Annotated in this window: 23 protein-coding genes; 13 read left to right on the top strand and 10 right to left on the bottom strand. The window is 70.7% G+C overall.

What is annotated here, in order from left to right; all coding sequences use genetic code 11:
• On the top strand, positions 1-290 hold a 290-nt coding region (locus ACWEPL_RS52045), incomplete at its 5' end, for an ArsR/SmtB family transcription factor (protein WP_452440794.1).
• Here ACWEPL_RS52045 and ACWEPL_RS52040 read toward each other — a convergent pair.
• Entirely contained in the window at positions 283-837 is a 555-nt protein-coding gene (locus tag ACWEPL_RS52040; RefSeq protein ID WP_363979033.1) for a hypothetical protein, read from the bottom strand. The two genes, ACWEPL_RS52045 and ACWEPL_RS52040, sit on opposite strands and share 8 nt — an antisense overlap.
• Positions 838-914: 77 nt before the next feature.
• Here ACWEPL_RS52040 and ACWEPL_RS52035 point away from each other — a divergent pair, with 77 nt between their 5' ends.
• Genes ACWEPL_RS52035 through ACWEPL_RS52025 form a run of 3 tightly spaced genes read left to right on the top strand, consistent with a single transcriptional unit; the run spans position 915 to position 3,258 of the window.
• Positions 915-1,427: a PadR family transcriptional regulator gene (locus tag ACWEPL_RS52035; protein ID WP_350724009.1), complete on the top strand. Its 513-nt coding sequence runs from the start codon at positions 915-917 to the stop codon at positions 1,425-1,427.
• 10 nt (positions 1,428-1,437) lie between these two features.
• Positions 1,438-2,316 (top strand): 1,4-dihydroxy-2-naphthoyl-CoA synthase, encoded by an 879-nt coding sequence (locus tag ACWEPL_RS52030; protein WP_363979030.1) that lies wholly within the window; start codon positions 1,438-1,440, stop codon positions 2,314-2,316.
• A gap of 27 nt (positions 2,317-2,343) precedes the next feature.
• On the top strand, positions 2,344-3,258 hold the full coding sequence (locus tag ACWEPL_RS52025) for an aminoglycoside phosphotransferase family protein (RefSeq protein WP_363979027.1): 915 nt from the start codon (positions 2,344-2,346) through the stop codon (positions 3,256-3,258).
• On the opposite strand, the gene ACWEPL_RS52020 is transcribed toward ACWEPL_RS52025, so the two are convergent.
• Positions 3,246-4,160 carry an NADP-dependent oxidoreductase gene (locus tag ACWEPL_RS52020; RefSeq protein WP_452440796.1) on the bottom strand — a complete coding sequence of 305 codons (915 nt, stop codon included), beginning with the start codon at positions 4,158-4,160 and terminating at the stop codon, positions 3,246-3,248. The genes ACWEPL_RS52025 and ACWEPL_RS52020 overlap by 13 nt on opposite strands.
• Positions 4,161-4,313: 153 nt before the next feature.
• Between ACWEPL_RS52020 and ACWEPL_RS52015 the strand changes: the two genes are divergently transcribed.
• Genes ACWEPL_RS52015 through ACWEPL_RS52005 form a run of 3 tightly spaced genes read left to right on the top strand, consistent with a single transcriptional unit; the run spans position 4,314 to position 11,865 of the window.
• Complete coding sequence (locus ACWEPL_RS52015; RefSeq protein WP_350724016.1) at positions 4,314-4,865, top strand: hypothetical protein; 552 nt, start codon at positions 4,314-4,316, stop codon at positions 4,863-4,865.
• Positions 4,865-6,961: a flotillin family protein gene (locus ACWEPL_RS52010; RefSeq protein WP_363979020.1), complete on the top strand. Its 2,097-nt coding sequence runs from the start codon at positions 4,865-4,867 to the stop codon at positions 6,959-6,961. Before ACWEPL_RS52015 ends, ACWEPL_RS52010 begins: the two co-directional genes overlap by 1 nt.
• Entirely contained in the window at positions 6,958-11,865 is a 4,908-nt protein-coding gene (locus tag ACWEPL_RS52005; RefSeq protein ID WP_452440793.1) for a DNA repair ATPase, read from the top strand. Before ACWEPL_RS52010 ends, ACWEPL_RS52005 begins: the two co-directional genes overlap by 4 nt.
• Positions 11,866-11,951: 86 nt before the next feature.
• On the opposite strand, the gene ACWEPL_RS52000 is transcribed toward ACWEPL_RS52005, so the two are convergent.
• The gene (locus tag ACWEPL_RS52000; RefSeq protein WP_452440792.1) at positions 11,952-12,422 is read right to left on the bottom strand and encodes a MarR family transcriptional regulator; all 471 of its coding nucleotides are present in this window, start codon (positions 12,420-12,422) and stop codon (positions 11,952-11,954) included.
• A 50-nt stretch (positions 12,423-12,472) separates the two neighbouring features.
• Between ACWEPL_RS52000 and ACWEPL_RS51995 the strand changes: the two genes are divergently transcribed.
• A complete protein-coding gene (locus ACWEPL_RS51995; protein WP_452440791.1) occupies positions 12,473-13,693 on the top strand; it encodes an FAD-dependent oxidoreductase in 1,221 nt (406 codons plus the stop codon).
• Here ACWEPL_RS51995 and ACWEPL_RS51990 read toward each other — a convergent pair.
• Complete coding sequence (locus ACWEPL_RS51990; RefSeq protein WP_452440790.1) at positions 13,655-14,533, bottom strand: 4-hydroxy-tetrahydrodipicolinate synthase family protein; 879 nt, start codon at positions 14,531-14,533, stop codon at positions 13,655-13,657. The genes ACWEPL_RS51995 and ACWEPL_RS51990 overlap by 39 nt on opposite strands.
• Before the next feature lie 71 nt (positions 14,534-14,604).
• Between ACWEPL_RS51990 and ACWEPL_RS51985 the strand changes: the two genes are divergently transcribed.
• Entirely contained in the window at positions 14,605-15,474 is an 870-nt protein-coding gene (locus ACWEPL_RS51985) for a LysR family transcriptional regulator (protein ID WP_350724027.1), read from the top strand.
• On the opposite strand, the gene ACWEPL_RS51980 is transcribed toward ACWEPL_RS51985, so the two are convergent.
• Positions 15,471-16,055, bottom strand: a complete 585-nt coding sequence (locus ACWEPL_RS51980) for a TetR/AcrR family transcriptional regulator (protein ID WP_452440789.1) — start codon at positions 16,053-16,055, stop codon at positions 15,471-15,473. The two genes, ACWEPL_RS51985 and ACWEPL_RS51980, sit on opposite strands and share 4 nt — an antisense overlap.
• A gap of 82 nt (positions 16,056-16,137) precedes the next feature.
• Between ACWEPL_RS51980 and ACWEPL_RS51975 the strand changes: the two genes are divergently transcribed.
• Complete coding sequence (locus tag ACWEPL_RS51975) at positions 16,138-17,091, top strand: quinone oxidoreductase family protein (protein WP_452440788.1); 954 nt, start codon at positions 16,138-16,140, stop codon at positions 17,089-17,091.
• Positions 17,092-17,098: 7 nt separating this feature from the next.
• Here ACWEPL_RS51975 and ACWEPL_RS51970 read toward each other — a convergent pair whose 3' ends face one another.
• The 4 genes from ACWEPL_RS51970 to ACWEPL_RS51955 all read right to left on the bottom strand — a co-directional run bounded on the left by ACWEPL_RS51970 (position 17,099) and on the right by ACWEPL_RS51955 (position 20,966).
• A complete protein-coding gene (locus ACWEPL_RS51970; RefSeq protein WP_452440787.1) occupies positions 17,099-18,043 on the bottom strand; it encodes a serine hydrolase domain-containing protein in 945 nt (314 codons plus the stop codon).
• A 70-nt stretch (positions 18,044-18,113) separates the two neighbouring features.
• Entirely contained in the window at positions 18,114-18,641 is a 528-nt protein-coding gene (locus tag ACWEPL_RS51965) for a flavoprotein (RefSeq protein WP_350724033.1), read from the bottom strand.
• Positions 18,642-18,701: 60 nt separating this feature from the next.
• Complete coding sequence (gene argG, locus ACWEPL_RS51960) at positions 18,702-20,159, bottom strand: argininosuccinate synthase (protein WP_350724035.1); 1,458 nt, start codon at positions 20,157-20,159, stop codon at positions 18,702-18,704.
• Positions 20,160-20,237: 78 nt separating this feature from the next.
• The gene (locus ACWEPL_RS51955; protein ID WP_452440785.1) at positions 20,238-20,966 is read right to left on the bottom strand and encodes a class I SAM-dependent methyltransferase; all 729 of its coding nucleotides are present in this window, start codon (positions 20,964-20,966) and stop codon (positions 20,238-20,240) included.
• A gap of 127 nt (positions 20,967-21,093) precedes the next feature.
• Here ACWEPL_RS51955 and ACWEPL_RS51950 point away from each other — a divergent pair, with 127 nt between their 5' ends.
• The 3 genes from ACWEPL_RS51950 (at position 21,094) to ACWEPL_RS51940 (ending at position 23,980) form a co-directional block, all read left to right on the top strand.
• On the top strand, positions 21,094-22,461 hold the full coding sequence (locus ACWEPL_RS51950) for an LCP family protein (RefSeq protein WP_452440783.1): 1,368 nt from the start codon (positions 21,094-21,096) through the stop codon (positions 22,459-22,461).
• 125 nt (positions 22,462-22,586) lie between these two features.
• Entirely contained in the window at positions 22,587-23,516 is a 930-nt protein-coding gene (locus ACWEPL_RS51945) for an ATP-binding protein (RefSeq protein ID WP_350724041.1), read from the top strand.
• A 77-nt stretch (positions 23,517-23,593) separates the two neighbouring features.
• On the top strand, positions 23,594-23,980 hold the full coding sequence (locus tag ACWEPL_RS51940; protein ID WP_350724043.1) for an SCO5389 family protein: 387 nt from the start codon (positions 23,594-23,596) through the stop codon (positions 23,978-23,980).
• Between the two features lie 123 nt (positions 23,981-24,103).
• Here ACWEPL_RS51940 and ACWEPL_RS51935 read toward each other — a convergent pair whose 3' ends face one another.
• Complete coding sequence (locus ACWEPL_RS51935; protein ID WP_452440782.1) at positions 24,104-25,087, bottom strand: LLM class flavin-dependent oxidoreductase; 984 nt, start codon at positions 25,085-25,087, stop codon at positions 24,104-24,106.
• Positions 25,088-25,096 lie beyond the last annotated feature (9 nt).

Raw genomic sequence — 25,096 nt, 5'->3', positions numbered from 1 at the left:
CGCTCGGCCACCCCGCTCGCATCCGAGTGTTGGAGCTACTCCAGGAAGGGCCGCTTCCCGTCCGGGATCTGCTGGCCCAGATCGACATCGAGGCCTCGAGCCTCTCCCAGCAGCTCGCCGTCCTGCGCAGAGCGGGGATCGTGAGCGCGATTCGCGAGGGCAGCACCGTCGTCTACACGCTGGCCACACCCGAGCTGGCCGACCTGCTCGGGGCTGCCCGCAGGATTCTCACCGACATGCTCGCCGACCAGGGCGAGCTGCTCGCGGAGCTGCGAGCGGAGGTCACTTAGCCGGCGCCTGCCGCACGCGCTTGGGGTACCAGGCCGTGAAGACGGCGGGCAGAACGAATGTGAGCACCTTGATGGCGATGACGAGCGTCGTCGCGTGAGGTGAGACGGAAAGCACGAGCGTCAGGGAGGCCGCGGCGACGGTGAAGGCCGCCGCCCAGACCGTGGTGATCAACGCGTTGACGCGGTAGAAACGCGGGGTCTCCCAGACCTCCTTCGGCGCCATCGTGCGCGCGATGCCGAGCGTGAAGGGCCTGCGGATCGCCAGCGAGCCCCAGGCGGTGCCCGCCAGCCAGACGTTGACCAGCGCGGGGCCGTACGGAGTGAGCGGCGAGTGCGGGGCCACCAGCGACAGCGCCGTGAGGCAGGCGAAGAACAGCGCCGCGCTGCTCTCGATCACCATCTCGTCCCAGGCCTTGCCCGCCCTGCGGTCGATGACGACGAGGCCGAGGGCGATGACGAGCCCGGTGATGGCGCCCCAGCGCCACTCGTCGCCGGTGGCGATGACCGCGTAGACGATCCAGGGCAGGAAGCCGAGCAGACCGCGCATGGTGGGGTGTCCTTCCACATTCCTAAAGTGACATGTCGAAGCTAGAACCTCCTGCGCTGATATGTCAACATAGGAATATGAGCCTTCGACACGCCGTGCTGGGACTGCTCTCCGAGGGACCCGCGAGCGGATACGACCTGATGAAGATGTTCGACATCTCGTTGTCGAACGTGTGGCCCGCCACACAGAGCCAGCTCTACGCGGAGCTGGGCAAACTGGCCGACGCGGGTCTCGTGGACGTGTCGGCCGAGGGCCCGCGCGGCCGCAAGGAGTACGCGGTCACCGAGGCGGGCCTGGCCGAGCTGCGCCACTGGATCACCGAGGTCGAGCCGACCAGGGTCCTGCGCAGCGACATGCTGCTCCGCGTGTTCTTCCTGGCCCAGGTCGCGCCCGAGCAGGCCCGCGGATACCTCCGCCACCAGGCCGAACACGTCCGCAAGCACGTGGAGCACCTGGAGGGCCTCCGCGAGTTCCTCGAGAACCGCGAGGACAACCTCTCGGCGTACGGCCGGATCAGCCTCGAATACGGCCTGCGACTGGGCAAGGCGCAGCAGGAGTGGGCCGAATGGGCCGAAGGTCAGATCCGTTAGGCTCTGGCGCATGGTCTCCGAGCTGTTCGATCCCAAGGCGTGGCAGGCGGTCGAGGGATTCGACTTCACCGACATCACCTATCACCGGGCAGTCGACCAGGGCACGGTGCGGATCGCGTTCAACCGCCCCGAGGTGCGCAACGCGTTCCGGCCCGCAACCGTGGACGAGCTCTACCGCGCGCTCGATCACGCCAGGCAGACCACCGACGTCGGCTGCGTGCTGCTCACCGGCAACGGCCCCTCGCCCAAGGACGGCGGGTGGGCCTTCTGCTCCGGCGGCGACCAGCGCATCAGGGGCAAGGACGGCTACCAGTACGCCGACGGCTCGGCGGCCACCGGGCGGCTGCACATCCTGGAGGTGCAGCGGCTCATCCGGTTCATGCCCAAGATCGTGATCTGCGTGGTGCCCGGCTGGGCCGCGGGCGGCGGCCACAGCCTGCACGTCGTGGCGGATCTCACACTGGCCAGCGCCGAGCACGCCCGCTTCAAGCAGACCGACGCCGACGTGGCCAGCTTCGACGGCGGCTTCGGCTCGGCCTACCTCGCGCGGCAGGTCGGGCAGAAGTTCGCCCGCGAGATCTTCTTCCTCGGCGACACCTACACGGCGGCCGACGCGCACCGCATGGGCATGGTCAACGCCGTCGTCCCGCACGAGGAGCTGGAGCGCACGGCCCTGGAGTGGGGCCGCAAGATCAACGGCAAGTCGCCGACGGCGCAGCGCATGCTCAAGTTCGCCTTCAACGCGATCGACGACGGGCTCGTCGGGCAGCAGGTGTTCGCCGGCGAGGCGACGCGGCTGGCGTACATGACGGAGGAGGCCGCCGAGGGGCGCGACTCCTTCCTGCAGAAGCGCGAGCCCGACTGGTCGCCGTACCCCTGGCACTTCTGAACCGCCGTCCCCGGGCAGACTGGGGGCATGAAGATCAGGGTGCCGGCGGCGTTGACCGAATCCCACGTGAAATACGACGGGGAGGCCGGTCGCGCCTGGTCCGCGGGGCTGCCCGCGCTGGCCGAGCGTTACCTGGAGGAGTGGGCGCTGCGGCTGGACGGGGAGTCCAGGCACGGGGTGGTGTCCCTCGTGCTGCCCGTCTTACGCGAGGACGGCACGAAGGCGGCGCTCAAGCTCCAGCCCGTCAACGACGAGAACGCCACCGAGGCCCCCGGCCTGCGCACCTGGGCCGGTGACGCGTCGGTGCTGCTGCTCGACTCCGACCCCGGGACCGGCACCCTGCTGCTCGAACGGCTGGAGGCCGACCGCTCGCTGTCCGGCATGCCGGACGACATGAAGGCCCTGGGCATCCTCGCGGACCTCCTGGCCCGCCTGGTGTCCTACCCGGCGCCCGAGGGGATGCGCCGGCTGGGCGACATCGCGCGAGCCATGCTGGACGACGTGGACAGGGCCGTGGCGAAGCTGCCGCGCGAGAGCGACCGCCAATGGATCCGCTACTGCGCGGGCGCCGTCGGCGAGCTCGTCCCCGAGCCGGGCGACCGGCTGCTGCACTGGGACCTGCACTACGACAACGTGCTGGCCGCCGGCCGGGAGCCGTGGCTGAGCATCGACCCCAAGCCGCTGGCGGGCGACCCGGGGTTCGACCTGCTGCCCGCCCTGCACAACCGCTGGGACGACGTGGTCGCGACCGGCGACGTGCGGCGGGCCGTGCTGCGCCGCTTCGACCTCATGGTGGACCGGCTCGGCCTCGACCCCCGGCGGGCTGCCGGGTGGACGCTCGGCCGGGTGCTGCAGAACGCCCTGTGGGACGTCAAGGACGGGGAGACCGAGCTCAACGAGATCGGCCTCGCCGTCGCCGAGGCCGTACGTCAGCGGATCTGAAGGACGATCTTGCCCTGGCCGTGGCCGGTCTCGATCTCCCGGTGCGCCTCCGCCGCGTCCTCCAGCGGGTACGTCCTGCGTACCGCGAACGTGAAGGCGCCTTCGGCGTACAGGCGGGCGTAGCGCCCTAGCCGCTCGGCGGAGCGCTGCCCCTGCACCACCCGGACGCCCAGCTCGGCCGCCTTGCCGTGCTCGACCAGCGTGACGATCCGGCCGCGGTCCTTGACCAGCTCGATCGAGACCTCCAGCGCGTGACCTCCGGCCCCGTCGAGCGCGGCGTCCACACCGTTCGGGGCGAGCGCGCGTACCCGGTCGGCGAGCCCTTCGCCGTAGACCACCGGGATGGCGCCGAGATCGCGCAGGTAGTCGTGGTTGGCCTCGCGGGCCGTGCCGATCACGGTGGCCCCGCGCCGCCGGGCGATCTGCACGGCCGCCGTGCCCACGGACCCCGCCGCGCCGTGCACGAGCAGCGTCTCGCCCTCCGCGAGGCCGAGCCCGTCGATCGCCAGCTCGGCGGTCTGCACACCCGAGGTCAGCCCGCCGGCCACCTCCCACGGCACCCCCGCCGGCTTGGGCGCCACGTCCGTCCCCGGCACCACGATGTACTCGGCATAGGCGTACAGCGCCGAGAACCCGAGGACCTCGTCCCCCGCGGACACCCCGGTCACCCCGTCACCCACCTGGTCCACCACGCCCGCGAACTCGTTGCCCGGAATGCGCGGGAAGGGAACGGGGCCCATGTACGGCGGCAACCACCCCGCCCGTACGGCCGTGTCGAACGGCTGCACGCCGGCCGCGCGCACCCGCACCCTGACCTGGCCGGGACCCGCCTGGGGCGCGGGCAGCTCCATCACCTTCAGGACCTCCGGGCCGCCGGGTTCGGCGAAGGCCGCGGCTCTCATCACGTCAGTCATGAGCCCAACCCTGCAACCTCAACCTAAGTGGAGGTCAAGCCGGGAAAGTCACCAGACTTTTCGGGAACTTTCCGCTTTAGTCGCGCTTTATCTGTATATAGTCCGTCAGGACATCAACGGGGGATGGGCACACGGGGCGGGATGATCGAGTTCTTAGACACCGTACTGAGCTTTCCGACTGTCATTTTCACTTTCCTTCTCGTGGTGGTCATCGGCTATTGGCTGACCGTGATCACCGGGCTGTTCGAACTGGAAGATGACGCCACCTGGCTGGGCCTCGGGGGAGTTCCGGCCGGGATCGTGCTTTCGCTGTTGATTGCCCTGGCCTGGTTGCTCTGCCTGATAGGCAGCGTGGTGGCGAGTGGCGGCCTGCTGATCGCCGTCCCCTTCGCCGCACCGGTCGGGGCCTGGCTGGCCATCCGTGGTCTGCTGGGTCCGCTACGCAGGCTGTTCCCTGCCGGGGACCGGCACTCGCGTGGTGATTTCGTCGGCCAGATGTGCGTGATCCGCACCGGCGCGGCCACCCCTGACTTCGGCCAGGCCGAGGTCACGGCCGCCGACGGCTCGTCCGCGATCGTGCAGGTACGCACGACCGGCGAGGACCGTCTCGCCCGCGGCGACGACGCACTCATCTTCGAATACGACAAAGACGGCGAATTCTTCTGGGTCATGCCCTACGAAAGTGAGCACTGATGGACGTCATCTCCACCGGCTTCGGCGTATTTCTCGCCGTCATCCTGGTCATCGTGATTGGCCTGCTCGTCGTCATCGGCCGCCTTTTCCGCAAGGTGGATCAGGGCAAGGCACTGATCATCTCCAAGGTCAACAAAGTGGACGTGACGTTCACCGGCGCCGTCGTCTTACCGGTCGTCCACAAGGCCGAGACCATGGACATCTCGGTCAAGACCATCGAGATCGAGCGGACCGGCCGCGAAGGGCTCATCTGCCAGGACAACATCAGGGCCGACATCAAGATCACGTTCTTCGTCCGCGTGAACAAGACCGCCGAGGACGTCATCAAGGTCGCCCAGGCCATCGGCACCGTGCGCGCCAGTGACGAGTCGACGCTGCAGGAGCTGTTCAGCGCGAAGTTCTCCGAGGCGCTCAAGACGGCCGGCAAGCAGCTCGACTTCGTGGACCTCTACACCAAGCGCGACGAGTTCAGGGACCAGATCGTCCGGCTCATCGGCACGGACCTGAACGGCTACAGCCTCGAGGACGCCGCCATCGACTACCTCGAGCAGACCTCGCTCATGCAGCTCGACAAGAGCAACATCCTCGACGCGCAGGGCATCCGCAAGATCACCGAGCTGACGGCGATCGAGCACGTGCGCACGAACGAGTTCCAGCGCAACGAGGAGAAGGAGATCACCCGCCAGAACGTCGACGCCCGCGAGGCCATCCTGGAGTTGCAGCGCCGCCAGGCCGACGCCGAGCTCAAGCAGCGGCGGGAGATCGAGACCGTCAAGGCCCGCGAGGAGGCGGAGATCGCCCGCGTGCAGGCCGAGGAGCGGCTGCGCGCCCAGAGCGCGAACATCAAGGCCGACGAGCAGCTCGGCGTGCAGAACGAGAACCGCGCCCGTGAGATCGCGGTCGCCGAGAAGAACCGCGAGCGCGTGATCGCGATCGAGTCCGAGCGGATCGAGAAGGACCGCGTGCTGGAGGTCATCGCCCGCGAGCGGGAGACCGAGCTGTCGCGCATCGCCAAGGACAAAGAGGTCGAGACCGAGAAGCGGACCATCGCCGAGGTCATCCGCGAGCGCATCGCGGTCGACAAGACCGTGGCCGAGCAGGAGGAGAGCATCAAGCGGCTGCGCGTGGTCGAGGAGGCCGAGCGCACCCGCCAGACCGTGATCATCGCCGCCGAGGCCGAGGCCCAGGAGAACCTGGTCAAGGACATCAAGGCGGCCGAGGCCGCGGAGGCCGCGTCCAAGTTCAAGGCGCGCGAGGAGCTGGTGCTCGCCGAGGCCAGGCAGCAGGCGGCCGAGCTGGAGACCAGGGCCAAGATCCGGCTGGCCGAGGGCATCCAGGCCGAGTCGGCCGCGGCCGGGCTGGCGGAGGTGCAGGTCAAGGAGCGCGACGCCGAGGCCATCGAGAAGGTGGGCCGCGCGGAGGCGCTGGTGCTGAAGGAGCGGCTGGCCGCCGAGGCCGAGGGCGCCAAGTCCATGGCGCTGGTCGAGGGCGACCGGCTCAAGGCGCAGGCCGAGGGTGAGCAGGCGATGGCGCTGGCCGGGGCGGCCGCGGTGGGCGAGAAGCTCAAGGCCGAGGCCGAGGGTCTCACGCAGAAGGCGGCCGCGATGGCGGCGCTGGACGAGGCCAGCAGGGCGCACGAGGAGTACCGCCTGCGCCTGGAGGCCGACAAGGAGATCAGGCTCAAGCACATCGACGTGTCGCGGCAGGTGGCGGAGTCGCAGGCCAGCGTGCTGGCCGCCGGTCTCGCCAAGGCGAACATCGACATCGTCGGCGGCGACACGATGTTCTTCGACAAGGTGGTCGGGTCCATCACCGCGGGCAAGGTGGTCGACGGGTTCGTGGACCACTCGGAGGTCGCGGGGGCGCTGGTCTCGCCGTACGTGAACGGCTCGGCCAGCCTGGCGACCGACCTGGCGAACGTGATCGGCGGCGTGCGTACCGAGGACATCAAGAACCTGACCGTTTCCGCCCTCCTCATGCGGCTCATCCAGGACGGTGGCCCGCAGGCGACGGCGCTGGGCGAGCTGCTGGAGACGGCCCGCAGGCTCGGCCTGGCCGACTCCCCCGTGGCGGCGCTCGCCGGGGCCGCTCGGTGACTGAGCTGGAGGCGGGGACTTACGAGGTCCTCAGGAACAGGCTCCAGGCCCAGGCCAAGACCCTGACGGCGGCGGCCGAGGCGCTCAACGGGGCGCGGCTGAAGGTGTTCGGCGGCGCGGAGCTGCGCCTGCTGGGCACCGAGCGGATCCGCACGGAGAACAACTGCGTCCCCAGGGACATCGTCTCCCTGGGCGACGTGATGCTCTTCGGCTACAACGTCTTCATCGGGCTCAAGCCGGAGACGGCGGTGGCGGACGTGTTCGCGGTGCACCGGTTCTCCAGGGACGGTGACGCGTTCAGGTTCGACGCCGACAAGCTGGAGACGCTGGACGATCCGGCGTTCAAGAAGGACTTCGCCGAGCTGTACCGGTACTACAAGGAGACCAGGCTGCAGCAGCTGCGGCGGGTCGAGGGCAAGCTGCTGGCGGTGTTCCAGACGGGGCCGGCGGACCTGCGGGTGCTGCGGTGGACGGTCGACAACGGCGGCGTCCCGAAATATGTGGACAACCGGGGGGAGCGGGACCACACCTTCCCCCCGTCCCACGACTTCGAGTGGACGCCGACCACGCGCGACGACCACGTGCTCGGACGGCACCCGCACATCTCGATCGAGGGCGAGGTGTTCGTCGAGACGGTCGGCGGCGACCTGACCATCAAGATCGAGAACAACACGGAGACCGGCGCCGGCATCTACGCCGAGCCGGTCGCCGAACCGCTGCAGAGCCTGGCGGACGCCGACGTCGAGTACGCCAGGGTCGGGCCGCTCGTCCTCATGCGGATCAGGCCGTACAAGGAGACCGAGTGGCGCCACCTGGTCTTCAACACCCGCACCAAGGCGGTCATCAGGCTCGACGGCCTCGGCCAGGCGTGCCAGCGCCTGCCCGAGGACCAGGGGCTGATCTTCCCCGGCGGCTACTACCTGGCGACCGGGGCCAGCAAGACGTTCGACACGGACGTGACGGACCTGGAGTTCGAGCGGGTGGTCCGCTCGCCCAACGGCGAGGACGTCCTGTACGTCTTCCACGCCAGGGGTGACGGGCGCTCGCTGCTGCTGCCGTACAACGTGATCAGGAAGGAGGTCGCCAACCCCATCGTCTGTCACGGCTACTCGCTGTTCGACGACGGCACGATGGTGGTCTTCCGCGCGACCTCCGACGAGCCCACCCGGGTGCACCCGATGCAGGTCTGGCAGACGCCGTACGTCTCCGACACGTACGCCGCCGCCCAGCCCGCCGGGACGGGGCCCCTGGAACGCATCGGCAACGCGGAGCTGGTGCGCGGCATCTCCGACTGCCTGTCCGTGTCGCGGATGGTCGAGGAGATGGCGGCGTCCGCGGGGACGTTCGAGGGGCTGATCGCGGCCTGCACGCGGACGTTCGACTCCTATCACTGGCTCGAGGAGCACGGCCTGAGCGGGCCGCTCGCCGACGTGCGGGCCACGGCCGAGCAGGTGCTGGACGAGTACGAGAACGTCGAGCAGCTCACCCGCCAGGCCGCCGAGGCGCTCACCGCCGCCTCCGAGGAGATCACCCACCTGGTACGCGAGGCGCGGGCGGACAGTCCGGTCACCGCGGACGCCTGGGTCGACACGCTGGCCACGCTGCGGCGGGCCCAGGGCCGCCTGGTGACGTTGCGCGAGACCCGCTACATCGACCTGGCCGGCCTGGACGCGCTGTCCTCCTCCGTGACGGAGGAGCTGGCGTCCGTCGGCAGGCGGGCGGTCGAGTTCCTGCAGGGTGCGGACGCGTTCACCGCCTACCATGCGGCCGTCGAGGAGCTCGCCGCCGGGGCGGCCGCGATCGGCACGGTCGCGGAGGCCGCCCCCGTGGCGGACCGGCTGGCCGCGCAGGCGGAGGGGCTGGAGGTGGTGACGGAGGTCGTCGGCTCGCTGGACATCGCCGACGCGACCGTACGCACCTCCATCCTGGGCCGGATCGCCGAGGTCCTCGGCGGGGTGAACCGGGCGCGCGCCATCCTGGACGGGCGCCGGCGCGAACTGCTCGGGACGGAGGGGCGGGCCGCGTTCGCCGCCGAGTTCGCCCTGCTCGGCCAGGCCATCACGGGCGCGCTGGCGATGGCGGACACCCCGGCCAAGTGCGACGAACAGCTCGGGCGGCTGATGCTGCAGCTGGAGACCCTGGAGTCGCGCTTCGGCGAGTTCGACGACTTCGCGGCGCAGCTGTCGGCCAAGCGGGAGGACGTCTACGAGGCGTTCTCGGCCCGCAAGCAGACCCAGCTCGACGACCTCGCCCGGCGCGCCGACCGCGTCTTCGCCTCCGCCGAACGCATCCTGGGCAGCATCACCCGCCGCCTCGGCGCCCTCGCCTCCCTGGACGATGTCAACACGTACTTCGCCACCGACCCGATGGTGGCCAAGGTCCGCTCGGCCGCCGTCGAGCTGCGCTCGCTCGGGGACGCCGTACGGGCCGAGGAGCTGGACGGGCGCGTCAAGTCCGCCCAGCAGGAGGCGGGCCGGGCCCTCCGGGATCGCCTCGACCTCTTCTCCGACGGCGGGGAGACGCTCCGGCTCGGCCGCCACCGCTTCGCCGTCAACACCCAGCCCATCGACCTGACGCTGGTGCCGCACGGAAGCGGCCGTGAGCATGAGCGCTTGTCCATGCACTTCGCGATCACCGGGACCGACTACCGCTCGCCCGTGCCCGCCTCCTTCGCCGACACCCGGCCCTTCTGGGACCAGCTGCTGGTGTCGGAGACGCCTGAGGTGTACCGGGGCGAGCACCTGGCCGCCTCGCTCCTGGACTCCCTCTCCCCCGGGGTCGCTCTTGAGGACGCGGTGCGGCAGGCGGTGGAGTCGCGCTATGACGAGGGGTACGAGCGCGGGGTCCACGACCACGACGCCGCTGCCATCCTGGACGTGCTGGTACGGCTGCGGTCGGGGGCGGGGTTGCTGCGGTACCCGGCCGAGGTGCGGGCGGCGGCGCAGCTGTTCTGGGCCTTCGGGTTGGACGAGGTTTCACGTAAAACATTCACCACGCGCGCCGTGTCGCTCGTCCGCGCCCGCGCCGTCTTCGGCCCCACCCCGGCCCTGGACTCGCTGGCGGTCGAGCTGGAGACGTTGATCGCGGACTTCGTCGGCGGCCTCCGCCCGAACCCACCGGGCGCGCCGGCAGCGGGCCTCCGCACGCCGGCGCCCGACCCTACCGTCGCGGGGGCCGGGCTTGCGGGAGAGTATCTCGTCGAGGAGCTGGGCAGCAGCCCGTTCGGGTTCGTGACCGGCAAGGCGGCGCGCGACCTCCTCGATGGCTTCCGCCAGGCCCTGGGCCCGGCCAAGCTCCGGGAGTTCGAGGACGAGCTCAAGAGCGTCCCGCTCCCCGAGCGCCTGCAACTGGCCCACGCCTGGATGGCCGCCTACCACCAGGGTCCCGAGGTGGCGGAGGCCATCGCGGTGCAGCTGTGCGACGTCCCCCGCCACGACTCCAGCGCCGCCGTCCAGGAGACCGTGGACGGCCTCCTGGGCGCCCACCCCCGCATCAAGGACCGCAAACTCGACATCCGGCTGGACGAGCTCCTCACCAGGACACGCCGCTTCCGCCAGGAGCGCGTACCGGCGTACCGGGCCTACCAGCGGCGCAGGAGCGAGCTGGTCGAGGCCGAGCGCCACCGCCTGCGCCTGGACGAGTACAAGCCCAAGGTCATGAGCGCCTTCGTGCGCAACCGCCTGCTCGACGAGGTGTACCTGCCGCTGATCGGCGACAACCTGGCCAAGCAGCTCGGCGCGGCGGGCGCGGGCAAGCGTACCGACCAGATGGGCCTCCTCCTGCTCATCTCACCGCCCGGCTACGGCAAGACGACCCTGATGGAGTACGTGGCCAGCCGCCTGGGCCTGGTGTTCGTCAAGGTGAACGGCCCGGCCCTGGGCCACGAGGTGACCTCGCTGGACCCGGCGGACGCGCCCGACGCGACGGCCAGGCAGGAGGTGGAGAAGATCTCGTTCGCGCTGGAGACGGGCAACAACACGCTGCTCTACCTCGACGACATCCAGCACACCTCGCCGGAGCTGCTGCAGAAGTTCATCTCGCTCTGTGACGCCCAGCGGCGCATCGAGGGCGTGTGGAACGGCCGCACCCGCACGTACGACCTGCGCGGCAAGCGGTTCGCGGTGTGCATGGCGGGCAACCCGTACACCGAGTCCGGGCAGCGTTTCCGCATCCCCGACATGCTGGCCAACCGCGCCGACGTCTGGAACCTGGGTGACGTCCTGTCGGGCAAGGACGACCTGTTCGCGCTGAGCTATGTGGATAACGCGCTGACCTCCAACCCGGTGCTCGCGCCGCTCTCCGGCCGCGACCGCGCGGACGTCGAGCTCCTCGTACGGCTCGCCAGGGGCGACACGACCGTCCAGCCCGACCAGCTCCGTCACCCGTACAGCAAGCCGGAGCTGGATCAGATCCTCAGCGTGCTGGCCAAGCTCGTACGCGTCCAGGAGGTCGTGCTGGCCAACAACCAGGCCTACATCGCCTCGGCCGCCCAGTCCGACGCGGCCCGCACCGAGCCCCCGTACCGGCTGCAGGGCTCGTACCGCAACATGAACAAGCTGGCCGAGCGCATCGTCCCCGCCATGAACGACGCCGAGCTGGAAGCGGTGATCGACGACCACTACCTGGGAGAGGCCCAGACCCTGACCACGGACGCCGAGGCCAACCTGCTCAAGCTGGCCGAACTGCGCGGCCGCCTCACCCCGGCCCAGGCCGGACGCTGGGCGGAGATCAAGACCGCCTACCTCAAGGCCAAGGCCCTGGGCGGCGCCGACGACGACCCGATGGCCCGGGCCGTGGGCGCCCTCGGCCTGCTGGCCGACCGCGTGAGCGAGGTCGGCACCGCCATCCGCGAAGCCGACCGCGTGAGCGAGGTGGACACGACCGTTCGCGAAGCCGACCGCTAGGCCACCGGCCCCGGCTCGCTCGCTCTGGTGCTGCGGCCCGTGATCCCACCCACCGGCCGCCGCACACAGCACTGGAGGCTGCGGGGCTATGTCGTCAGGTCGCGGGTGGCCTCGCGTTGGAGGGCCGTGGCGCGGGTGACGTAGTCGAGGATCAGCTCCAGCTCGTCATCCGTGTACCGCGCGTACAGCTCCCCCAACGCCGCCACGAACGGCTCGAACAGCTCGCTGAACCCGGCCAGCCGCTCGTAGTTGATCTCCACGATGACCCGCCGCCGGTCCCGCGTGTCGCGCACCCGCCGCACCAGCCACTTCGACTCCAGCCGGTCGATCAGCCCGCTGACGGTCGCCGGCGCCAGCCCCGCGTGCTGGCCGATCTCCCCCGCCGTCAGCGGCCCCATGCGCTGCAGCAGGTCGAGCGTCTTCTCCTCGGTCATGCCGAGCCCCAGCCGCTCGCCCATGGCGGTGTGGTACATCACGGCGGCGTTGCTGCTGTCCCGCCCCGCCATGCCGAGGGCCTCCAGCAAATTCTTTCGCCGCTCCGAAATATCTCTGGACACAGGTAAAGCCTCCGCATATATTTCGTTCGACCGAACGAAAGGTTATCACTATGAAGGCTCTGATCATAGGCTGCGGCATCGCCGGACCCGTCACGGCGATGGCCCTGCGCGAGGTGGGTGTGGACGCCGAGATCTTCGAGGCGTACGGGCAGGGTGCGGAGGACGTGGGCTCGTTCCTGAACGTCGCCTCCAACGGCCTGGCCGCGCTCCGCGTGCTGGGCGCGCACCACAAGGTACTGTCGGAGGCCATCCCCACTCCGCGCATGGTCATGTGGAGCGGATCGGGCAAGCGGCTGGGCGAGGTGGCCAACGGGCTGCGGCTCGACGACGGCACGGTGAGCCACACCGTCCTGCGCTCCGACCTCTACCGGACCATGCGTGACGAGGCCGCCCGGCGCGGCATCGAGGTCACGTACGGCAAGCGCCTGGTCTCGTACGACGAAAGCGCAAGGCAGGTGACGGCCAGGTTCGCGGACGGCACGGAGGCGACGGGCGACCTGCTGATCGCGTGCGACGGCGTGCACTCAAGCACCCGCACGATCCTGGACCCGCAAGCTCCCGCCGCCCGCTACAGCGGCCTCTACAGCTTCGGCGGGATCGTCAAGGACGCCGGCTTCCCCGGCGAGCCGGGCGTCTACAACATGGTCTTCGGCAAGCGCGCGTTCTTCGGTTACACGGAGCGGCGAGCCTGGGGCGGAGAGCGGCAGCTTGCGTCACCAGCGGAGCCCCGTGCGAGCGCGACCATAGGCGCGGTACCGAAGTCGGGCGAGACCTGGTGGTTCGCGAACCTGCCCAGGCGGCTCGGCGACGTTCCGAAGGACTGGAAGCCGGTGCTGGTCAGGGCGTTCGAGGACGACGCGAACTTCTCCGCCGAGCTCATCCGGCGCAGCGACGTCGAGCCGGGGTCGCCGATCTACGACCTGCCGCCGGTGCCCGTCTGGCACCGCGGCCGGGTCCTGCTGATCGGGGACGCCGCGCACGCCACCTCACCCAGCTCCGGCCAGGGCGCCTCGCTGGCCATCGAGGACGCGGTCGTGCTGGCCAGGTGCCTGCGCGACAGCGGGAGCCACACGAAGGCGTTCGAGCGCTTCGAGGCCGAACGGCGGCCCAGGGCGGAGCGGGTGGTGGCGTACTCGAGGACGATCAGCAACAGCAAGGCCGCGAGCCCGGTCGCCCGGGTCTTCCGCGACCTGATGCTGCCGTTCTTCCTGAAGAAGAGCGCGAGCCAGGAGTCACTCGCCTGGATGTACCGCTACCAGGCGAGCCTGTGAGACCGCCGCCTCCCCGGCCGGGACCAGCGGCAACCGCACGTCCGGGGTCGGGATCAGGCCCTGGGCGTGCAGCACTCCCTTGATCACGGTGGGGTTCGGCTCGGCGAAGAGCGCGGCCGAGAGCCTGGCCAGCCGGTGCCCGAGCGCCCTCGCCCTGGCCGCGTCGCCCGCGTTCCAGGCCTCCACCAGCTCGACGTAGCCGCGGGTCTGCAGATGCGCCGAGGCGAGGATCCCGCCGACGGCGCCCAGCGCGAGCAGCGGCGAGATGAACGCGTCGTCGCCCCCCACCACCTCGAACCCCTCGGGCAGATCCCCCAGCAGGTCCACCGCGTCCTGGTCGATCCCGCCCGCCGCGTACTTCATGCCCGCGATCATCGGGTGCGCGCCCAGGTGCCGGAAGGTCGCGGCGCCGACCGCCTGACCCGTCCGGTACGGGATGTGGTAGATCACCAGCGGCACCGGCGTCGCCTCCGCCAGCGCCTCGAAGTGCGCGATCACCCCGCGCTCGCCCGGCCGCAGGAAGTACGGCACCGTCACCAGCGCGGCGCCGACCCCCGAGGGCAGGCCCTGCAGGGCCCGGGCCGTCGAACGCGTGGCGTTCCCCGTCACCCCCACCGTCAGCAGCGCCTGCCGCTCCGCGCACACCCGCGCGCACGCCTCGATCACCAGCTCCCGCTCGCCGGGGTCGAGCGCGGCCACCTCGCCCGTCGTCCCCAGCGCGACCAGCCCGGCGGCGCCCTGGTCGAGGTAGTCCGACGCGAGCTTCTCGATCGCGTCCACGGCCACCTCTCCCGACGAGGTGAACGGGGTGACCAGCGGTACGTGTAGTCCTCTCAGCATGGTTCGAGCCTGTCCTGCCCGGACCCGTTAGGTCCAGCGCGGATTTCTTCGTTTGAGATTAAGCTCAGCTTATGCTCGACCCGCGCAAGCTCCACCTCCTCCGCGAACTCGCCCGGCGCGGCACCATCGCCGCGGTCGCGGAGGCGGTGACGTTCACGCCTTCGGCCGTCTCCCAGCAGCTCAGCGCGCTGGAGCGGGAGGCGGGCGTGCCGCTGCTGGAGCGCACCGGCCGTACGGTGGCGCTGACGCCCGCCGGGCACCTGCTGGTCGAGCACGCTCACGCCGTGCTGGAGCAGCTCGAACGCGCGTCGGCGGCGCTCGCCGCCGCGCGTGGCGGGCCTTCGGGGCCGCTACGGATCGGCGCGTTCCCGACGGCGGCCCGCGTGCTCCTGCCCCCGGCGCTCGTCGAGCTGACCGGGGCGCATCCCGGGCTGGTGCCGATGGTCTCCGAGATCGACCCCGCCGACGTCTCGGCCGCGCTGCGGGCGGGCGAGCTGGACGTGGCGCTCGTGCACGAGTACGACTTCGTGCCGCCCGTGACGGACGCGTCCATCGAGACGGAGCCGCTGTACAGCGAGCCCATGTACCTGACCGACCGGCCCTCCGTGGCCGACGCCCGCGCCGACGCGTGGATCACCGACAGGCCGGGCACCCTCTGCCACACCATGGCGATCCGGGCGTGCCAGGCGGCGGGGTTCGAGCCGCTCGTACGGCACCACATCGACGACTTCGACACCGTGCTCGCCTTCGTCGCCGCCGGGCAGGGGGTCGCGCTCGTACCGCACCTGGCGGCGATCGACCCGCCGGCCGGGGTGACGCTCACCCGCCTGCCGCTGAGCCGCCGCACGCTCGCGGCGTTCAGGAAGGGGAACGGCGAGCACCCGTCGATCAGGGCGGCCGTCGCCGCCTTCCACGCGGCGATCCCCCACCTGCCCCTCTAACGCAGCAGCCCTCTGACCAGGTCGGCGAAGCCGGCGGCGAGCCGTTCGTGCTGCCCGGCCCGCAGCTGGCTCGCGATCGGCTCCATGTGCAGCGTGCCGAGCAGCATGTGGGCGATCTGCTCGGCGTCCACGTCGGACCGCCCTTCGGCGATCAGCCGGGACACGTGCCGGTGCCAGGACCGGTAGATCGGGTTCTCCTCCCTGCGCTGCTCGCCGTGGGCCTTCGTGGTGATCCTGGCGTGTTCGATGGCGCTGACGAGGTTCCCGTTGCGCGCCGCCAGCACGGCCACGTCCGCGAAGAACGCGACCAGCCGCTCGACCGGCTCCGCGCCCGGCCCCAGCGGCGGCGGCCCCTCGGTGAACGCCTGCTCGAACTCGCGCGCCCGCTCGCTCATCAGCTCCAGCATGAGCCCCGTGCGGCTCCCGAACCGGTGGAACACCGTCCCCTTGCCCACGCCGGCGGCGACCGCCACCCGCTCGACCGAGACCTGCTCGGGCGGGTGCCGCCGCAGCAGCTCCTCGGCCGCCCGCAGGATGGCCTGCCTGTTGCGCGCGGCGTCGGCCCGCTCTCGACGTTCCATCCGGTCATTCTTTCCCATGGACAAACTTGACCAGTGGTCCATATATTAACTGGACCATCGGTTCAGTTAAAGGAGTTCAGGCATGCGCGCGATCGTCCTGTCGGAAAAGGGCGGCCCCGAACGGCTCGAAGTCACGGACCTGCCGCGCCCCGGCCCAGGCGAGGGCCAGGTCCTCATCCGCACCCAGGCCGTCGGCGTCAGCTACGCCGAGACGCAGATCCGGGCGGGGACGCTGCCGTTCCCGCTGCCGCTACCCGCCGTGATCGGCGCGGAGGCGGCCGGCGAGGTGGTCGAGGTCGGCGAGGGGGTGGACGCGAAGCTGCTCGGGAGCACGGTCGTGGGGGTCACCGGCGGGCTCGGCTCGTACGCCGAGTACGCCGTGCTCCCGGCCGCTCTGACGGCCCCGGTGCCGGACGGCGTGCGGCCGGACCAGGCGCTGGCCGCGGGGGCGCCCGGCGCGCTGGCCCTCGCGCTGCTGCACAAGGCACGCCTCGCCGGCGGGGAGACCGTGCTGGTCGAGGCGGGCAGCAGCTCGGTGGGGACGTACCTGGTGCGGCACGCGAAGGAGTTCGGGGCCGGGCGGGTGATCGCCACCGCCGGCTCGGCCGCCAAGCGGGACCGGACCGCCGAGCTGGGCGCCGACCTCGTGCTCGACCACGGCCCGGCCGGCTGGCCCGACGAGCTGCCCGAGGTGGACGTGGTGTTCGAGTCCATCGGCGGCACCACGGCCAGGCGGGTGCTCGACCACCTCACCCCCGGCACCGGCCGGATGCTGTTCTACGGGATGCTGACCGGGGAGCCCGCCGCCGTCACGGCCGCCGACCTCATGGAACGCGGGGTGACGCTCACCGGGTGCAGCGGGCCCGGCTGGGCCGGGGAGGTGTTCGGGACGCACTATCCGGCGATGCTCGACCGGCTCGCCTCCGGGCGCAGCGTCGCCTACATCGACCGTACGCTGCCGCTGGAGGAGGCCGCGCAGGCCCACCGCCTCCTGGAGAGCCGCGCGGTCACCGGCCGGATCCTGCTCATTCCGTAAGGAACCCTCAGGAGGCGAGGACCGCTTCGAGCACGGCCTTGGAGCTGTCCCCGCTCTGGTCGTAGTCGCCGGCCGTCAATGCCACGACCAGCTCCTCCTCGGGGAGGACGAGCAGGTGCTGACCGCCGTTCCCGAGGCCGCCGACCCAGTGGCGGTCCTTGGTGTTCACGTACCACTGGTAGCCGTACTCGAACCCGTCCTCGATCACCACCCGCGACCGCACCAGCTCCCGGAGCCACTCGGCGGGCACGATGCCCCGGCCGCCGTCGAGCACCAGCTGCCCGACGGCGGCCAGGTCGACCGGCCGCAGCCGCAGGCCGGCCGCGGCGCTCACCGTGTCGTGGTATCCCTTGGACCACTCGAACGCGTCGATCCCGAGCGGGCGGAAGAGCGCGGTCGCGGCGTACTCCTCCAGCGGCCTGCCGGCCCCGCGGGCGATCAGGCCGCCGAGCAGGGCGCTGGCTCCGCCGCAGTAGTGCCAGAGCTTTCCCGTCTCCTCGACGACGGGCCGCTCCAGCAGGTACCGGTACCGGTCGGGCGCCAGCTCCATCGCGATCTCGCTGTTGGCCGGGCTGGTGTAGGGGGCGCTCTCGTCCCATTCGAGGCCGAGGGTCATGGTCAGCGCGTGCTCGACGGTCAGATGAGCGCGCTCCGGATCCGCCACCAGATCCTGATATTCCGGAAACTGGGCTACCAAGGGCGCACTCGGCTCCGGCACGAGCCCTTCGCCCAGCGCGATGCCGTACAGCAGCGCCACCATGCTCTTGGACACGGAGCGCAGGTCGTGCAGCGTGTCCCGGTCGAACTCGACGTGCCCCAGCGAGTCGCCCAGCCGGTGGTCCGGCCCCGCGCCGTAACGCTCCAGCACGATCTCCCCGCCCCGCATCACCACGAGACCGTGGAAGTTCGGCGCCTTGCCCGTGCCCAGGATCTCGTCGACCCGCTCAGCCATTGCCACGATGTTCCTCCTGAAAGTCGGCACCTCCTGGCATACCGCCTCACACAGTGTCAGGCGCAAGTCCTTAAGACAGCTCCGACAGCGCGCGTTCCCAGGGGAATCGGTGGGCGCCGGCGTCCGGCTCGTCCGTGGCGACCTGCCGTGGCAGGCCGAACACGACCCGGACGCCCTCGGCGCGCAGCTCGTCGATGCTGCGCAGGAAGGGCCGGCGGGCGGCCAGGGCGCTGTTGACGAAGGGCAGCACGACGACGGGGATGCCGAGCCCGGGCGCCTCGGCCAGCAGGCCCAGGGCATAGGTGTCGGCGATGCCCCCGGCGAACTTGTTGACCGTGTTGTACGTGGCCGGCGCGACGATGATCGCGCCCGGTCGAGGGGGTTTGGGCTCGTGCGGCTTGCGATAGCGGCTGCGGACGGGCCGGCCGGTCTGGGCTTCCAGGGCGGCCACGTCGATGAAGTCGAGAGCCGACGGAGTGGCGACGACCTGGACGGCCCAGCCCCGCTCCTGCGCCATGGCGACCAGCCGGCCGACGTCCGGGGCCGGCCCGGCGGCGCACACGATGATGTAGAGCTCGTCGCCCTGCGGTTCGGCCACGCGTCGGCTCCCGGGGGTTGGCGGTGCCGCGGCTGCCGGGCAGCCGCGGCCGTCTCCTCGTCAGTCGGTGCCGGACTCCATCGCGGCGTGGTCGAGCAGCTCGTCGTCGCCGGGGATCTCGCCGCGCTCGCCACGGTTGGCGATCGCCTCGGCGCCGCCCTCGGGCATCTCACCGATCAGCTCGGTCGAGGCCGTCTGCGGCACGTCGGTCAGCATCGGGTGCTGGGGGCCGACGATGCCGAGCCCGGCGTACTGCTCCAGCTTGGCGCGGGTGTCGGCGATGTCGAGGTTGCGCATGGTCAGCTGGCCGATGCGGTCGACCGGCCCGAAGGCGGAGTCCTCGGTGCGCTCCATGGACAGCTTGTCCGGGTGGTAGCTGAACGCCGGCCCAGACGTGTCCAGGATGGAGTAGTCCTCGCCGCGCCGCAGCCGCAGGGTCACCTCGCCGGTGACCGCCGTGCCGACCCAGCGCTGCAGCGACTCGCGCAGCATCAGCGCCTGCGGGTCCAGCCAGCGGCCCTCGTACAGCAGCCGGCCCAGCCGCCGCCCCTCGGCGTGGTAGTTGGCCAGGGTGTCCTCGTTGTGGATCGCGTTGACCAGCCGCTCGTAGGCGGCGTGCAGCAACGCCATGCCCGGCGCCTCGTAGATGCCCCGGCTCTTGGCCTCGATGATCCGGTTCTCGATCTGGTCGGACATGCCCATGCCGTGCCGGCCGCCGATGGCGTTGGCCTCCAGGACCAGGTCGACGGCGGAGGGGAACTCCTTGCCGTTGATGGTCACCGGCCGGCCCTGGTCGAAGCCGATCGTGACGTCCTCGGCGGCGATCTCGACGTCGGGGTCCCAGAACCGCACTCCCATGATCGGCTCGACGATCTCGATGCCCGCGTCGAGGTGCTCCAGCGCCTTGGCCTCGTGGGTCGCGCCCCAGATGTTCGCGTCGGTGGAGTACGCCTTCTCCGTGCTGTCCCGGTAGGGCAGCCCGTTGGCGAGCAGCCACTCGGACATCTCCTTGCGGCCGCCGAGCTCGGTGACGAAGTCGGCGTCCAGCCACGGCTTGTAGATCCGCAGGGAGGGGTTGGCGAGCAGGCCGTAGCGGTAGAACCGCTCGATGTCGTTGCCCTTGAAGGTGGAGCCGTCTCCCCAGATCAGCACGTTGTCGTCGAGCATCGCGCGTACGAGCAGGGTGCCCGTGACGGCCCGCCCGAGAGGCGTGGTGTTGAAGTAGGTGCGTCCGCCGGAGCGGATGTGGAACGCCCCGCAGGCCAGGGCCGCGAGCCCCTCCTCCACGAGCGCCGCCCGGCAGTCGACCAGCCGGGCGACCTCGGCGCCGTACGCCGTGGCGCGGCCGGGCACCGAGGCGATGTCAGGCTCGTCGTACTGGCCGATGTCGGCGGTGTAGGTGCACGGCACCGCGCCCTTCTCGCGCATCCACGCGACCGCGACCGAGGTGTCGAGGCCACCGGAGAAGGCGATCCCGACACGTTCACCGACAGGCAGAGAGGTGAGCATCTTAGACACGAGTCGAAGTATATACACACCTATGCATGACCATGCAAACCCCCTCGCCGGATTTCCGCCGCGATGTGCATCGCAGGCTCAGGCCGCGGGTTTCCTGACCTCCAGGATGCCGGTGCTGAACCACGGTCCGCCGTACCAGAACCGCCAGCCCGCGTCGCGCCGCCGCACGTCCACCACGCCGAGCGAGCGCAGCGTGTCCTCGTACGCGGCCGTGTGCTGGAAGTCGGCGATCAGCATCAACCCGCCGGGCCGCAGCACCCGGTGCGCCTCGCGCACGGCCTGCGCGCGCCCTTCGGCGTCGGGGATGTTGTGGATGGCCAGGCTCGACACGATCGCGTCGAACGCGCCGTCGCCGAACGGGAGGTCGCGCATGTCGCCCGTCACCAGCTCGACGCGGTCGGCGACGCCCTCGGCGGCGGCGTTAGCCCTGGCCTTGGTCTCCCGGTTGCCCGACTGGTCCTTCGACTGCCACAGGTCGATGCCGGTCGCCTTGCCGCGTTCCAGCCGCCGGGCCGCCATCAGCAGCACCGCGCCCCGGCCGCAGCCGAGGTCGAGCAGGAGCTCGTCGCCGTTCAGCCGCTCGAGCTCACCGGCCCAGACCGCGAACTTGCCGCGCCGCGTCGTATAGAGGTAGCTGGCCGCGCTGGCCAGCGTGTAGAGCCCGCCGAACAGGAACGCGATGCCCGCCAGGGGGATGTCGAGCAGGAACGAGACCGACGCCAGGGCCAGGAGCACCAGCGCTCCGAACAACAAGCCGACCAGCGCCCAGGGAGCGTCGAATCCGTAGCTTCCGTGTCGCTTGCGCACACTCACGTTATATCTCAAGGTGGTCTTGACATGGAATTGACCTGACCCGTCCCTTCCTACCGTCTTTCCCGCACAGCGCATTACTAAGGTGGCGTGGATGGGCGCGCAAATGGGGGTTTGACCAGGCATGACGGAGAAAGAGCGGGGATTCGGCCTGGGGGCGAGCATGGCCCTGACACTGGCATCGTCCTTGTTGTGGGGAGTGGCACATCTGGCCGCGGAGCGCCGTAAGACGGGCTTGGCGCTCATGTTCGGATATGTCGTGATGCTGGCCGGCATCCTCATGGTGTTCACGGCGTACAGCACTCACCTGCTGTCGCTGGCGGTGCAGCCCCGCTGGCTCATCGGGTTCACCGTGGTGCTGGTGGCGATCGCGATCGCCTGGACCGGCGTGGTCGTCTGGTCCTTCGTCCTGGTACGCCCGCCGAGCTCCGACAGGATCGGCCGCTTCCTGACCACGGCGCTGACGCTCGCGCTCTGCGCGCTCATCATGACCCCGACGGTGTACGCCACCAGGCTGGCGTACCTGTCACGCGACGTCGTGAACACCCTGTTCCCCAGCACCACCGCCACCGCGCCCATCATGGCCCAGGACCCGTGGAACGGCGCCCGCCGGGTCAACTTCCTGCTCCTGGGCGGCGACGCCGCGCCGAACCGGCCCGGCGTGCGTACCGACAGCATGACCGTGGCCAGCGTGGACACCGAGACCGGCGCGACCACCCTGTTCGGCCTGCCGCGCAACCTCCAGCGCGTCGAATTTCGCGCGGGTCCGGCCCGGGACCAGTTCCCCTACGGGTTCACCGGCACCGGCCCCGACACGCCCGGCCTGCTCAACGAGATCTTCCAGTACGCCGAGGAGCACCCCGAGGTGGTGCCGGGCGTGGAGCGGCGCCAGCGCGGGCCGGCTCTGATCAAGCAGACGATCGGCGACATCCTCGGCCTCAACGTGGACTACTACGCCCTGGTGGACATGAAGGGGTTCGCGGAGATCATCGACGCCATGGGCGGCGTGAAGGTCACCATCAAGGAGCCCATCGTGTACGGCAAGTACCGCGAGGGCCTGCTGCCGGCGGGCACCCGCAGGCTGTCCGGCGAGGAGGCGCTCTGGTACGGCCGCTCGCGCACCGACAGCGACGACTACGTCCGCATGGGACGCCAGAAGTGCCTGCTCAACGCGCTCGCCAAGCAGGCCGACCCGATGACCGTGATCAACAGCTTCGAGCGACTGGCCGTGGCGACCAAACGGGCCATCTCCACCGACCTCCCGCAGGACCTGCTGCCGGCCGTCATCGACCTCGCGCAGCGGGTCAAGGACGCCAAGATCCGCAGCCTCAGCTTCGTGCCGCCGCTGATCAACACGGCGTACCCCGACTGGTCGTTCATCCGCCGCAAGGTCGCCGAGACCCTGGAGGCCGGCCCGACCAGGGCCGGCACCGCCGCCGAGCGGACACCTGACCCGGAGACCCCGGTCAACCTCGACGCCACCTGCACCTGAATCGCCCGTCCGGAAAGGCCACGTGGAAACCGTCCACGTGGCCTTTTCGCGTTGTCCGCACACGCCCCGCACGGAGTGTGGCATGATGACAACGGAAACGGTTTTCATATCCACCTGGAGGGCCCGTGAGAGTGGCGTTCGTCGGAAAGGGCGGCAGTGGCAAGACGACGATGTCCGCGCTGTTCGCCAGACATGTGGCGAGCCAGGGCGGGCCGGTGGTGGCCGTGGACGCCGACATCAACCAGCACCTGGCCATGGTGCTCGGCCTCGACCGGCAGCCCGAGCCGCTCGGCGCCCACCTGACCGAGATCAAGGAGCGGCTGCGCGGCGACAACCCCCGCATCCCCTCCGCCGACGCCATGGTCAAGACCACCCCGCCCGGCCGCGGATCCCGGCTGCTGAGCTTCGAGGACCTGGCCGCCGACCCGTACGCGCTGACCACCCCCGACGGGCTGCGCCTCCTCGCGACCGGCCCGTTCAGCGAGGACGACCTCGGCGTGGCCTGCTACCACTCGAAGGTCGGCGCGGTGGAGCTGCTGCTCAACCACCTCATCGACGGCCCCGGCGAGTACGTCGTGGTGGACATGACCGCGGGCGCCGACTCCTTCGCCTCGGGGCTGTTCACCCGGTTCGACCTGACGTTCCTCGTCGCGGAGCCGACCAGGCAGGGTGTGAGCGTCTACCGCCAGTACCGCGAGTACGCCGCCGCGTACGACGTCGCGCTGGCCGTGGTCGGCAACAAGGTCCACGGCCCGTCCGACGTCGACTTCCTGCGCGAGCACGTGGGCGACGACCTGCTCACCTGGATGGAGCACTCCGCCGCCGTCCGCGCCATGGAGCAGGGCCGCCACTTCACGCTCGACGACCTGGAGCCGGTCAACGCCGACGCGCTGGCCGTGCTCCGCAAGACCCTCGACGAGCAGGAGAAGGACTGGGCGCGCTTCGGCCGCCAGACCGTGGACTTCCACCTGCGCAACGCCCACGCGTGGGGCAACGACCGGACCGGGTCCGACCTGGCCTCACAGATAGACCCGGATTTCGTGTTCGGCCCCTGAGTGCCCCCCTCCAGGCATCTGGAGCGATCACGAATCCCCACTTAGCGTCAGATTGATCCCATTCGAGAGGAGACAGCATGTCGCTGACCGTTCCGAACGAACTGCTCGACCAGGCCAGAGCCGGTGAGGTGGACGACGCGGCCTTCATCGCGTGCGTCCGCGACTCGCTGCCGTACGCGTGGTCGCTGATCAGCGGGCTGGCCGAACAGCGCGAGCAGACCGGAGCCGAGTTCGCCGACAACCAGGTGCCGCCGCCGTCCGAGGAAGCCCGCGGCCAGCTCCTGCGCTGCCTGGCGAGCGACGCGATGCGCGGAGCGCTGGAGCGCCACTTCGGAGTACGGCTGGCCTTCCAGAACTGCCACCGGGTCGCCGTCTTCGACCCGACGGCGACCAAGGCCCTGCACGAGTTCGTCACCCCGAGGGCCCAGATCCTCAACCAGAAGCCGGAGCTGGTCGACTGCTGACCGTCCGGCCCGGTGACCCGGCGCAGTGACCCGGCCCGGTGATCCGGCGCAGTGACCCGGCCCAGTGACCCGGCGCAGTGACCCGGCCCAGTGACCCGGCCCAGTGACCCGGCACTGCCCGGGTCACCGGGCCCGTAGCAGCGGCAGCACCTCCGCCCCGAACCGCCGCACGTTCTCCACCGTCCGCCGGTGCTCGCCCAGCCCCTCGACCAGCAGGATGAACCGCTCGATCCCGGTGTTCTCGGCGGTACGCAGGATCGTCGCGGCACAATGCTCGGCCGACCCGACCGGATGAATCCGGGCCAACAAATCCACATATGCAGGGATATTTCGCATAGGTCGGGGGCGATCGTCCACCGGCACGTACCCCGCCAGCCCCGGCTCCAGCCACCGGGGCAGCGACTCCTTGATCTCCCGCACCGCCCCCGCCGTGGAGTCGGCCACGTAGGCCACCCCCGCCGCCACGTGATCGGTGGCGGTCCCGCCCCGGGCGACGTAGTCCTCGACCAGGGCGGCCTTCTCGGCGTCCCCGATGTGCATCCCGAGCAGCATCGGCAGCCCCCGCTCCGCCGCCACCCCCACGGTCGCCTCGGAGGTGCACGCGACCACCGGCCGCATGCTCGCGCCCGGCACCACCCGGACCTCCCTGAACCGGAAGAACTCCCCGTCACCGGCGACGGGACCGCCGGAGAGCCCGTCGAGCAGGAGGTCGAGCGACTCCCCGAACCCCCGCTCGAACCGCTCGGCCCCCGTCCCGAACACCTCCAGGTCCACCCACGGCCCGCCCCTGCCGACCCCCAGCGTGAACCGCCCGCCGGACAGGTGGTGCAGCATGGCCGCCTGCTCGGCCAGCGCCACGGGATGCTGCGTGGACAGCACGCTGACGGCCGTGCCGAGCCCGATCCGCGAGGTCCTGCCGAGGGCGACCGCCGCCAGGGTGGTCGCGGAGGGGCACACGCCGTAGGACATGAAGTGATGCTCGGCGACCCACGCGTCGTCGAACCCCGCCTCCTCGGCGGCCACGATCACTTCGACGGCATCGGCCAGCACCTGCCCGGCCTCCTGGCCGGGGAACTGCGCCGCGATGACGAAGACGCCGATTCGCACCCATCCGAT

This window comes from Nonomuraea sp. NPDC004186 (assembly GCF_053603495.1).
The sequence above is the reverse complement of the archived record's forward strand: the minus strand, read 5'-3'. Positions and strand labels throughout refer to the sequence as shown.